This is a genomic window from Streptomyces sp. NPDC059037 (assembly GCF_042740015.1).
In the GTDB taxonomy this organism is placed as follows: domain Bacteria; phylum Actinomycetota; class Actinomycetes; order Streptomycetales; family Streptomycetaceae; genus Streptomyces.
The window spans coordinates 1-11,336 of sequence record NZ_JBHYIG010000157.1 but is presented as its reverse complement, the minus strand read 5'-3'; the positions used below and the strand labels follow the sequence as shown (position 1 = coordinate 11,336).

Sequence of the window (11,336 nt, the reverse complement as noted above, 5' to 3'; positions counted from 1 at the left end):
GGACACCGTCGCACCTGCCCGCCCTGTCACCGCCTCACCCACCCGCCGACAGTGCGCGTCTCGTCGGGCGGGGCGCCCCCCCGCCCCCGCCTCCACACCCGGGCCTCGACCGCGCGGCCGTCCGCCGCGGTGAGCGCGTCGGCGATGGACCGCTCAAGGGCCGTCGCCACTCCGGCGGCCGGATCGAGCGCGGCCAGACGGGTGCGCCACTGCGCGCCGCCGCCCGCGAGGAGCGGGCCGACCGCGTCCTGCTTGTTGCGGAAGTACCGGTAGAAGGTGCGCAGCGCCACCCCGGCCCGGCCCGCGATCTCCTCGGCCGTGGTGCCGTCCGGGCCGCGCTCGGCGAAGAGTTCGGCGGCGGCGCGGGCGATGTCGAGCTGCGTGGCCGCTTTGCGGCGCTCGGTCAGCGACGGTTGCGATGGCTGCGTCGGTTGGGTGCTCACGCCCGCAGCCTACGCGCGGACATCACCCTGATACATGAATTGTCGGCATGGCAAAACATGCCAGACGGGCGTACATTGAAATGAGACCGGGGAGGCCGGATCCATCGAAGGACCGGGGAGCCCGGAGCTGATCGGAGGCAATTTCATGAACCGCTACGAAGGCCGTCGCGCACTGATCACCGGTGGCGGCTCGGGCATCGGCCAGGCCACCGTCCTGCGGATCCTGGAGGAGGGCGGCAAGGTCGTGGCCGCCGACGTCAGCGAGGCCGGCCTGAAGGACACCGTCGAGAAGGCGGGCGCGGCGGCCGACCGGCTCACCACCCTCGTCGTCGACATCTCCGACGAGACCTCGGTGCGCGAGGGCGTCGCCGCGGCGGTCACCGCACTCGGCGGCCGCGGCCTCGACGTACTGGTGAACGCGGCGGGCGTGCTCCGCTCCTCGCACACCCACGAGACCAGCCTGGAATCCTTCAACCGCGTCATCCAGGTCAACCTGGTCGGTACGTTCCTGGTGATCCGCGAGGCGATACCGGCCCTGCTGCAGGGCGACGGCGCGGCCGTCGTCAACTTCAGCTCCACGTCCGCGATGTTCGCCCACCCGTACATGGCGGCGTACGCGGCGAGCAAGGGCGGCATCCAGTCCATGACGCACGCGCTCGCCAGTGAGTACGGCAAGCAGGGCATCCGCTTCACCGCCGTCCAGCCCGGCTCCATCTCCAGCGGCATGACCGACGGCAGCGGCGCCAGCAGGCAGAGCGTGGGCCCCGGCCTGCCCGAGGACGCGGACATGAGCCTGTTCATGAAGCTCGCCCCGGCCATCGGCCAGGGCTTCGCGGGACCGGAGTCCGTGGCCTCCGTGGTCGCGATGCTCGGCTCCGAGGACGGCAAGTTCATCACCGGCACCGAGGTCCGCATCGACGGCGGCACCCACTTCTGACCGACGGCGGCACCCACTTCTGGCGGCACTCACTTCTGAGGGAAGAGCAGCATGAGCAAGGCAAGCGAGAGCTTCGCGGGCAAGGTCGTCGTCATCACCGGCGCGTCCGCGGGCATCGGATCCGGATTCGCCCGGCACGCCGCGACCCTCGGCATGCGTCTGGTCCTGGCCGACATAGCCGCCGACCGGCTCTCGGCCCTGGCCGGTGAACTGCGGGCCTCCGGCGTCGAAGTCGAGGCGGTCGTGACCGACGTGGCCGACCCGCTGTCCGTCGACGCCCTCGCGGACCGTGCGTACGACCGCTTCGGCGCGGTCGACATGCTGATCAACAACGCCGGGATCATGGCCATGGGCTACTCCTGGGAGATCCCCGCCGAGCGCTGGGACGCCGCCCTGCGGATCAACATCGGCGGGTATGTGAACGGCATACGTTCCTTTGTGCCGCGCCTGCTCGAGCGGTCCACGCGGACCTGGGTGCTCAATGTGTCGTCGGTCGGCGGACTGCTGCCGAGCCCTCTGATGGCGCCCTACAGCGTGACCAAGTTCGGGACGCTCGCGCTCACCGAGTCCCTCGCCCACGAGATGCGGATGAAGCAGGCGCGGGTGCAGGTCTCGGTGGTGCTGCCGGACTCGGTCAAGAGCGAGATATTCAGGGCCGCGCGGCCGGGGGACGGCACACCGCCGGAGACAGCGGAGTTCAACGAACAGTTGCAGCAGCGCGCCGACACCCAGGGGATCACGCCCGAGGAGCACGCACGCCGTGTCTTCGAGCAGGCCGCGGAGGGCCGTTACTGGATCATTCCGCAGCCCGAGATGATCGACGCGGCACTCCAGCCGCGCACGGACATGATCCTCTCGCGGACGAACCCGGGGCAGGAGCCGGGGCAGGAGCCGGGCGGGGTCTGAGCGGGAGCCGCTTCGGGCGAGCCAGGCCGGGGCCCGTTCGGCCGACCCGCGCCCGGCGGCCGTTCAGCCAAGTGGCATACCGCGGATCGCGGGCGGGGCCGGTCGGGCGGAGAGTCGGACCATGCGTGTCTTCCGAGGTATACCCGCCTGGCGTGTGCCGTCCTCGGTGCGCGCGGCGGGGGCCCGAGTGGTCGCGGCAGGGCGGTCGGCGCGAGTGGCCCGAGCGGCCCGTGTCGCGTTGTGCTGTGTGCCCGGGGCCGCGGCCGTGTCGCTGCTGCTGATATGCGCGGTGTCCGTGGGGCCGGGGACGGCGGCGCGGGCCGACGGGCCGGTGGAGTTCGGCGGGGTCACCGGGGCGGTGGTCGGCGTGAAGGGGCGGGACTCCCTGATGCCGGCGGCTGCGACGCGGGTGCGGCGGCCCGCCAGGGATCCGGTGGCACAGCCTCCCGTGGTGCTCCGCGCCGAGTGGCTGGCCGAGGCGGTGCAGGACCCGCCGCCCGCCCGGTACGCCGACCGGGTCGACGCGGTCTTCGTGCACCACACGGACTCGCCGAACGACTACGACTGCGCGGATGCCCCGCGCATCATCCGCTACCTGTACGTGGGGCAGGCGGAAGGCAGGCACTGGGACGACATCGGCTACAACTTCCTGGTCGACCGGTGCGGGACCATCTACGAGGGGAGGGCCGGCGGGATCGACAGAGCAGTGGTGGGGGCGCACACGCAGGGTTTCAACCGGGGGTCGGTGGGGATCGCGGCGATCGGGACGTTCACGGAGGGGACGCCGGTTCCCCGGGCCATGACCGACGCCGTGGCGGCGCTGGCCGCGTGGAAGCTCGGGCTCTCGGACATCGACCCGCGGTCGACGGTGCGGCTGGTCTCCACGCACAGCCTCAGCAAGTACCGGGCGGGCAGCAGCGGGCAGTTCCGGGCGATCTCCGGACACAGGGACGGCTACTACACGTACTGCCCGGGCGCCGCCCTGATGGCCGCGCTCCCCGCGATCAGGGAGACGGCGGCGAGGCTGCAGGGCCGGTAGCTACCGAGCCTCAGTCGATACCGCCGAACGCGACCCAGAGCTTCGGGTAGCGCTGGGCCATCACGCTGTTGTTCTCGAAGTCGAGCGGGGTGCCCTCCGGCTCCGGTGGGGCCGGTGCGATGCCGAGGTCGGGGGTGACGACGCCGGTGAGCTGCTCGTATGCCTCGTCGGCGGCGTACCCGAGCTCCTCGCCGTCACCGTCGATCTCCTCGTCGAAGTCCTCCAGGAGATCCGCGAGCGAGTCGGGGTCGTGCAGGGCGCCCTCGAAGACCTCACGCCCCTGGCCGATCAGCCAGCACCGGAAGTAGTCGAAGGCGTCGTCGCTCACGCCGCCGAGCAGGATCCAGGCGGCGCCCCAAAGGTCCCAGCGGTAGGCGCGGTTGTAGCGCGCCTCGAAGTGACGGGCGAAGTCGAGCACCATGTCCGGTTCGAGTTCGAGCAGCCTCTCGACGAGCAGGTCGGCGTGGTCCTCGGGGTCGCCCTCGGCGGCCACGCGGGTGCGGTCCACGATCTCCCAGAACTCCGTCTCGTCCATCACGGGACAAGCATCGGTCCTGGGGGATGGGTACGCACGCGGAGTGCGGCGGATGCGACTGTCTCGTTATGCGTGCACATGCCCATGGAAAACCCGACAGCAGGTGTCGGCATTGGGTGGCAGCCTCGGACCATGGACACCACACGCGCACTTCCGCACAGACTGACCGGAAAGATCGCCCTCGTCGCCGGTGCCACCCGTGGCGCGGGCCGGGCCATGGCCGTGGAGCTCGGCCGTGCAGGGGCCACCGTGTATGTGACGGGACGGACGACCCGCGAGCACACCAGTGAGGTCGGCCGCACCACCGAGACCATCGAGGAGACCGCCGAGCTGGTCACTGAGGCGGGAGCGGGAGCGGGCGGCGGCAAGGGCATCGCCGTACCGACCGATCATCTGGAGCCCGAGCAGGTCGAAGCCCTGGTCGAGCGGATCGACCGGGAGCAGGGCCGCCTCGACATCCTGGTCAACGACATCTGGGGCGGTGACGTCCACGTCGAGTGGGACAAGAAGATGTGGGAGCACGACCTCGACAAGGGGATGCGCATCCTCCGCCTCGGCGTCGAGACCCACATCGTCACCAGCCGGTTCGCGCTGCCGCTGCTCGTCAGGAACCCCGGCGGCCTCGTCGTCGAGGTCACCGACGGTACCGAGGAGTACAACGGCCCCAACTACCGCAAGCCCTTCTACTACGACCTGGCCAAGTCGGCCCCGCTGCGGATGGCGCGCGGCCTCGCCGAGGAGGTCGGGGAGTACGGCTGTACGGCGCTCTGTCTGACCCCCGGCTGGCTGCGCTCGGAGTTCATGCTCGACACCGCGTTCAGCGTGAGCGAGGAGAACTGGCAGGACGGCTGCGAGCAGAACCCGCACTTCGCGATCTCCGAGACGCCGACCTTCGTGGGCCGCGCCCTCGTCGCGCTCGCCTCCGACCCCGAGGTGGCCCGCTGGAACGGAAAGTCGCTCTCCAGCGGCGGTCTCGCCAAGGAGTACGGCTTCACGGACGTCGACGGTTCGGCGCCGGACGCCTGGCGCTATCTGACGGAGGTCGACCAGGAGAGCAAGACCGCCGACGTCACCGGCTACCGGTAAGAATCTTCAGAAGTCGTAGAACCCTCAGGAGTCGTAGAGCCCTCAGAAGTCGTAGAACCCTCAGGAGTCGTAGAGCCCCGTCATCCGCTCCGCCGCCCGCGCGAATCGCGCCCGCAGACCCGCGGGCGCGATGACCTCCGCCTCCGGCCCGAGCGCCATGAGCTGGGTGAACGCCACGTCCTCGTTCTCGACGGGCAGGGTGACCGTCACCCGGCCCGCCGCGTCGGGCTCACCCGCCGACTCCATGGCCTCACGCGCGGACGCGGGATCGGTGGCGTACGGAAGGTGCCGCACCCCCGCCTCGGAGAGCCGCACCACGACCTCGGACCGCAGGATCGCCCGCGCGAACTGCGCGGCCCGCTCCTCCCAGAAGCCCGGCAGGTCGAACTCCTCATCGCGTACGAAGCGTTCCTCGCCGGAGGCGATCGACGCGAACCGGTCGATGCGGTACACGCGGTACGCCCCGGAGTCGGGAACCCGCGCGCACAAGTACCAGACGCCCGCCTTGAGCACGAGCCCGTACGGCTCCAACTCCCGCTCCACCTCGGCCTCTTGGCGCCGGTAGCGGGCGGTGACCCGGCGGTCGTCCCACACCGCGTCCGCGACCGCGGGCAGCAGTTCGGGGGCGGGCGTCTCCTTGAACCACCCCGGCGCGTCCAGATGGAACCGCTGCGATGCGTTCTGCGAGGCGTCCCGCAGCGAGGGCATCAGCGCCGCCGACACCTTCAGCCGGGCCGCCGATGCCGCGTCCTCAAGGCCCATCTCCCGCAGCGCGCCCGGCACTCCGGACAGGAACAGCGCCTCGGCCTCGCTGCGCCCGAGCCCGGTAAGGCGTGTGCGATACCCGCCGATGAGCCGGTAGCCACCGGCCCGCCCCCGGTCGGCGTACACCGGAACGCCCGCCTCCGACAGCGCCTGCGCGTCCCGCGTGATGGTCCGCTCGGACACTTCGAGTTCGGCCGCGAGTTCGGCGGCGGTCATGGAGGGCCGTGCCTGAAGCAGCAGCACCATTTTGATGAGGCGGGCAGCGCGCATGGACCCATGATGCCGCGCACGCGAACGCGGGCCCCCACCAGACGGTGGGGACCCGCGCACGTATCAAGCGTCAAGCCGAAGGCTTACAGGCCGTACTTGGCCCGGGCCTCCTTCACCGCGGCAGCGGGCACCTCGCCGCGACGGGCGAGCTGCGCGAGCGCGGCGACGACGATCGACTCGGCGTCGATGCCGAAGTGGCGGCGCGCGGCGTCGCGCGTGTCGGAGAGGCCGAAGCCGTCCGCACCGAGCGAGGAGTAGTCCTGCTCGACCCACTGCGCGATCTGGTCGGGGACCTGGCGCATGTAGTCGGAGACGGCGAGCACGGGACCCTGCGCACCCTCAAGTGCCGTACGCAGGTAGGGAGTACGCTCCTCGCCGCGCAGGATGGCCTCGTCGGCCTCCAGGGCGTCGCGGCGCAGCTCGGTCCAGGAGGTCGCGGACCACACGTCGGCGGCCACACCCCACTCCTCGGCGAGCATCTTCTGCGCGGAGAGGGTCCAGTGGATGGCCGTGCCGGAGCCGAGCAGCTGGATGCGCGCGGCGTTGCCGGCGGGGGAGAGCCCGGCCGTCTCAGCGGTGTTGAACCGGTACAGACCGCGCACGATGCCCTCGTCCACACCCGCGGGCTTCGCGGGCTGCGGCATCGGCTCGTTGTAGACGGTGAGGTAGTAGAAGACGTTCTGGTCCTCACCGGGGGCCGCCTCGCCGTACATCCGGCGCAGACCGTCCTTGACGATCGCCGCGACCTCGTAGGCGAAGGCGGGGTCGTACGACATGGCGGCGGGGTTCGTCGCGGCGATCACCGGCGAGTGGCCGTCCGCGTGCTGCAGACCCTCACCCGTCAGCGTCGTACGCCCTGCGGTGGCGCCGATGAGGAAGCCGCGGCCGAGCTGGTCGCCGAGCTGCCACATCTGGTCGGCGGTCCGCTGCCAGCCGAACATCGAGTAGAAGATGTAGAAGGGGATCATGGCTTCGCCGTGCGTCGCGTACGACGACGACGCGGCGATGAAGTCCGCCATCGATCCGGCCTCGGTGATCCCCTCGTTGAGGATCTGGCCGTCCTTCGCCTCGCGGTAGTACATCAGCTGGTCGCGGTCGACCGGCTCGTAGTTCTGGCCCTTGGGCGAGTAGATGCCGAGCGACGGGAAGAGCGACTCCATGCCGAAGGTGCGCGCCTCGTCGGGGACGATCGGCACCCAGCGCTTGCCGGTCTCCTTGTCGCGGATCAGGTCCTTGGCGAGACGTACGAACGCCATGGTCGTCGCCATCGACTGGCTGCCGGAGCCCTTGTCGAACGCGGCGAAGGCCTTGTCGGCGGGGGCGGGCAGCGGCGCGAGCGGCTGGGTGAGGCGGGCCGGGGCCGGACCGCCGAGGGCCGCGCGGCGCTCCTGGAGGTAGCGGACCTCGGGGGAGTCGGCGCCCGGGTGGCCGTAAGGCACCTGGCCGTCCACGAACTGGCTGTCGGAGATGGGGAGTTCAAGGAGGTCACGCATGTCCTTGAACTCGTCCACCGTGAGCTTCTTCATCTGGTGGTTGGCGTTCTTGGACTCGAAGCCCTTGCCCAGCGTGAAGCCCTTGACCGTCTGCGCGAGGATCACGGTCGGCGCGCCCGTGTGGGTGACCGCGGCGCGGTAGGCGGCGTAGACCTTGCGGGCCTCGTGGCCGCCGCGCGAGAGGTGGAAGCACTCGCTGATCTTGTCGTCGCTCAGCAGCTGACCGAGGGCGACGAGCGCGGGCTCGGCGCCGAAGAAGTGCTCGCGGATGTACGCGGCGTCGCGCGTCGCGTACGTCTGGAACTGGGCGTCCGGCACCTCGCGCAGGCGGCGGACGAGCGCGCCCGTGGTGTCGAGCCGGAACAGCTCGTCCCAGGCGTTGCCCCACAGGACCTTGATGACGTTCCAGCCGGCGCCGCGGAACTGGGCCTCCAGCTCCTGCACCACGCGGAAGTTGGCGCGGACCGGGCCGTCGAGGCGCTGCAGGTTGCAGTTGATGACGTAGGTGAGGTTGTCCAGACCCTCACGCGCGGCCAGTGCGAGGGCCGCCGTCGACTCGGGCTCGTCCATCTCGCCGTCACCGAGGAACGCCCACACGTGCGAGGCGGAGACGTCCTTGATGCCGCGGTTGGTGAGGTACCGGTTGAAGCGCGCCTGGTAGATGGCGGAGAGCGGACCCAGACCCATGGAGACGGTCGGGAACTCCCACAGCCAGGGCAGGCGACGCGGGTGCGGGTAGGAGGGCAGGCCGTTGCCGCCCGCCTCCTGCCGGAAGTTGTCGAGCTGCGTCTCGTTCAGCCGGCCGTCGAGGAAGGCGCGGGCGTAGATGCCGGGCGATGCGTGGCCCTGGATGTAGAGCTGGTCGCCGGAGCCGGCGGCCTCGCCGGACTCCTTGCCCTTGAAGAAGTGGTTGAAGCCGGTCTCGTACAGCCAGGCGGCGGAGGCGAAGGTGGCGATGTGGCCGCCGACGCCGTGCTTCGAACCACGCGTCACCATCGCGGCCGCGTTCCAGCGGTTCCACGCGGCGATCTTCCGCTCCATCTCCTCGTCGCCGTCGATGGACGGCTCGGCGGAGGTGGGGATGGTGTTGACGTAGTCGGTCTCAAGGAGCTTGGGCAGCGCCAGGCCCGCGCCCTCGGCGCGCTCCAGCGTGCGGCGCATCAGGTACGCGGCACGGTGCGGCCCGGCCGCCTGCGTAACGGCGTCCAGGGAGGCCTGCCATTCGGCGGTCTCCTCGGGGTCGCGGTCCGGGAGCTGGTCGAGCTCGCTCGGCTGGATTGCGGAGGGGTCGGTCATGTCGCCGCCTTCCTGAGTCGGAGGGGGTCCCCTGTTTCGGTAAGGGGTGGGGTTGCCCTAGGTCTTTGGCAGGACAGGGCGGAGGGCTCTGGTGAGAGCCCGTCGGAGACTGTAACTCCGTGATCGATGATCGATCAAAGGGTTGAAGGCGAAAACTCCTTCATATTCAGAAAGTAGGCATCCGGTGCCATAAAAGCGGGCACGCGGTGCCTTCGATTTAAAGGGTTCCCGCAGGTGAGAGCACGTATGAGCGGGTCGGCCGCGGATGAGCGGGAGCCCTGCGGGAGGGGGTCAGGCGCGCGGCGCGCAGCCGAGCACGTGGGCCTTCACCAGGTCCGCGATCGCGGGGTCGCGGCGCCGGAAGGCGGAGACCAGGGCCTCGTGCTCCTCCGCGTACGACTGCTGAACCGTGCCGAGCCAGCGGATCGACAGCGCGGTGAAGACCTCGATGCCGAGGCCCTCCCAGGTGTGCAGGAGCACGGAGTTGTCCGCGGCCCGCACCAGCTCCCGGTGGAAGCCCACCGTGTGCCGCACCTGCGCGGTGCCGTCCGCGGCCCGGTCGGCCTCGTACAAGGCGGCCACATGGGGCTCAAGGGCCGAGCAGTCCTCGGCCAGGCTCTCCGCGGCCAGTTCGGCGGCGATCGCCTCCAGGCCGGCACGGACCGGGTAGCTCTCCTCCAGGTCGGCCGCCGTCAAGTTGCGTACGCGTACACCCTTGTTGGGAGCGGATTCGATGAGCCGCAGCGTCTCGAGCTCCCGGAGAGCTTCACGGACCGGGGTCTGCGAGACCTCCAGCTCAACGGCGATCCGGCGCTCCACGATCCGCTCGCCCGGCTTCCAGCGCCCGCTGACGATCCCTTCCACGATGTGCTCGCGGATCTGTTCGCGCAGCGAGTGAACAACGGGCGCGGTCATGTGGGCTCCTCCGGCGGGGGCAGCGCCCCAGGGCGTGGTGACCCCTAGACAATACGGCGACGCCCCCGTCCGGAAGGCTCCGAACGGGGGCGTACGCGCTGATGAGACGAGTCTTACAGCCCTACGGGGCGGTAGGACTACAGACCGAGCTCGACCTCGAACTCGCCGGCCTCCAGGATCGCCTTGACCGCGGTCAGGTAGCGGGCGGCGTCCGCGCCGTCCACCAGACGGTGGTCGTAGGAGAGCGACAGGTACGTCATGTCACGGACGGCGATGGTCTCGCCCAGGTCCGGGTGGTTGATGACGACCGGACGCTTCACCGTGGCACCGATGCCGAGGATCGCGGCCTGGTTCGGCGGCACGATGACCGTGTCGAACAGGGCGCCGCGCGAACCGGTGTTGGAGATCGTGAAGGTGGCGCCGGACATGTCGTCCGGGGTGAGGCCACCGCCACGGGCCTTGCCGGCCAGCTCGGCGGTCTTCTTCGAGATACCGGCGATGTTCAGGTCGCCCGCACCCTTGATGACCGGCGTCATCAGACCCTTCTCGGCGTCAACGGCGATGCCGATGTTCTCCGAGTCGAAGTACGTGATGGTGCCTTCGTCGTCGTTGATCCGGGCGTTGACGACCGGGTGGGCCTTCAGCGCCTGGGCGGCGGCCTTGACGAAGAACGGCATCGGGGAGAGCTTGACGCCCTCGCGAGCCGCGAACGAGTCCTTCGCCTTGGCGCGCAGCTTCATCAGCTTGGTGATGTCGACCTCGACGACCGAGGTCAGCTGGGCCTGCGAGTGCAGCGCCTTCATCATGTTGTCGCCGATGACCTTGCGCATGCGGGTCATCTTGACGGTCTGGCCGCGGAGCGGAGAGACCTCCAGGGCCGGGGCCTTCGACGCGGCCGGGGCAGCGGCGGCGGCCGGAGCCGGGGCGGCCTTCCTGGCCTCGGCGGCGGCGATGACGTCCTGCTTGCGGATGCGGCCACCGACGCCGGTGCCCTTGACGTCCGCGAGGTTCACGCCGTGCTCACCCGCGAGCTTGCGGACCAGCGGCGTGACGTACGCGCCGTCCTCGGCGGGCGAGGTCGCGGCGGGCGCGACCGGAGCGGCCGGGGTGACGGGGGCCGGGGCGACCGGAGCCGGGGCCGGGGCGGCGGGCGCGACCGGGGCGGCGGGCGCGACCGGAGCCGGAGCCGGAGCGGCAGCGGCGGGAGCAGCCGGGGCGGCAGGCGCAACCGGAGCCGGGGCCGGGGCCGGGGCGGCCGGGGCAGCCGGAGCCGCAGCGGCCGGAGCGGCACCCGCGGCACCGATGACGGCGAGCTTGGCGCCGACCTCGGCGGTCTCGTCCTCACCCACGACGATCTCGAGCAGCACGCCCGCGGCCGGCGAGGGGATCTCGGTGTCGACCTTGTCCGTGGAGACCTCGAGCAGCGGCTCGTCCTCGGCGACCTCTTCGCCCACGGCCTTCAGCCAGCGGGTGACGGTGCCCTCGGTGACGGACTCTCCCAGGGCGGGCAGCGTCACGTCGGTGCCGGTGGCGCCAGCGGCCGGGGCGGGGGCCGGAGCCGGCGCCGCGGGGGGGGGGGCCGGTGCGGGGGGGGGGGGGGCGGCCCCCCGGCGCGCTCGGGGTGTGGCGGGCCCCCGGGCGGGGGGCGGAT

9 protein-coding genes and 1 pseudogene are annotated in these 11,336 nt (G+C 71.0%); 4 read left to right on the top strand and 6 right to left on the bottom strand.

The window, feature by feature from the left end; genetic code table 11:
• Positions 1–104 precede the first annotated feature (104 nt).
• Positions 105–443 (bottom strand): annotated as a pseudogene (locus ACFWY6_RS27935) (TetR family transcriptional regulator); the annotation flags it as partial.
• Positions 444–588: 145 nt separating this feature from the next.
• Here ACFWY6_RS27935 and ACFWY6_RS27930 point away from each other — a divergent pair.
• The 3 genes from ACFWY6_RS27930 (at position 589) to ACFWY6_RS27920 (ending at position 3,325) form a co-directional block, all read left to right on the top strand.
• Positions 589–1,380 carry an SDR family NAD(P)-dependent oxidoreductase gene (locus tag ACFWY6_RS27930; protein WP_384695767.1) on the top strand — a complete coding sequence of 264 codons (792 nt, stop codon included), beginning with the start codon at positions 589–591 and terminating at the stop codon, positions 1,378–1,380.
• 51 nt (positions 1,381–1,431) lie between these two features.
• Positions 1,432–2,286 carry an SDR family NAD(P)-dependent oxidoreductase gene (locus ACFWY6_RS27925; RefSeq protein ID WP_384695762.1) on the top strand — a complete coding sequence of 285 codons (855 nt, stop codon included), beginning with the start codon at positions 1,432–1,434 and terminating at the stop codon, positions 2,284–2,286.
• A gap of 247 nt (positions 2,287–2,533) precedes the next feature.
• Positions 2,534–3,325 (top strand): peptidoglycan recognition protein, encoded by a 792-nt coding sequence (locus ACFWY6_RS27920; protein ID WP_384695760.1) that lies wholly within the window; start codon positions 2,534–2,536, stop codon positions 3,323–3,325.
• A gap of 10 nt (positions 3,326–3,335) precedes the next feature.
• Here the strand turns inward: ACFWY6_RS27920 and ACFWY6_RS27915 are convergent, their stop codons facing one another.
• Complete coding sequence (locus ACFWY6_RS27915) at positions 3,336–3,860, bottom strand: DUF4240 domain-containing protein (RefSeq protein ID WP_384695791.1); 525 nt, start codon at positions 3,858–3,860, stop codon at positions 3,336–3,338.
• A gap of 132 nt (positions 3,861–3,992) precedes the next feature.
• Here ACFWY6_RS27915 and ACFWY6_RS27910 point away from each other — a divergent pair, with 132 nt between their 5' ends.
• Complete coding sequence (locus tag ACFWY6_RS27910) at positions 3,993–4,946, top strand: SDR family oxidoreductase (protein WP_384695757.1); 954 nt, start codon at positions 3,993–3,995, stop codon at positions 4,944–4,946.
• Positions 4,947–5,006: 60 nt separating this feature from the next.
• On the opposite strand, the gene ACFWY6_RS27905 is transcribed toward ACFWY6_RS27910, so the two are convergent.
• The 4 genes from ACFWY6_RS27905 to sucB form a co-directional block, all read right to left on the bottom strand.
• Complete coding sequence (locus ACFWY6_RS27905) at positions 5,007–5,981, bottom strand: helix-turn-helix transcriptional regulator (protein ID WP_384695755.1); 975 nt, start codon at positions 5,979–5,981, stop codon at positions 5,007–5,009.
• An 83-nt stretch (positions 5,982–6,064) separates the two neighbouring features.
• Positions 6,065–8,770: a pyruvate dehydrogenase (acetyl-transferring), homodimeric type gene (aceE, locus tag ACFWY6_RS27900; protein ID WP_384695752.1), complete on the bottom strand. Its 2,706-nt coding sequence runs from the start codon at positions 8,768–8,770 to the stop codon at positions 6,065–6,067.
• 291 nt (positions 8,771–9,061) lie between these two features.
• Positions 9,062–9,685 (bottom strand): GntR family transcriptional regulator, encoded by a 624-nt coding sequence (locus ACFWY6_RS27895; protein WP_266867793.1) that lies wholly within the window; start codon positions 9,683–9,685, stop codon positions 9,062–9,064.
• 137 nt (positions 9,686–9,822) lie between these two features.
• The coding region (sucB, locus tag ACFWY6_RS27890; RefSeq protein ID WP_384695749.1) for a 2-oxoglutarate dehydrogenase, E2 component, dihydrolipoamide succinyltransferase at positions 9,823–11,336 on the bottom strand (1,514 nt) is incomplete at its 5' end.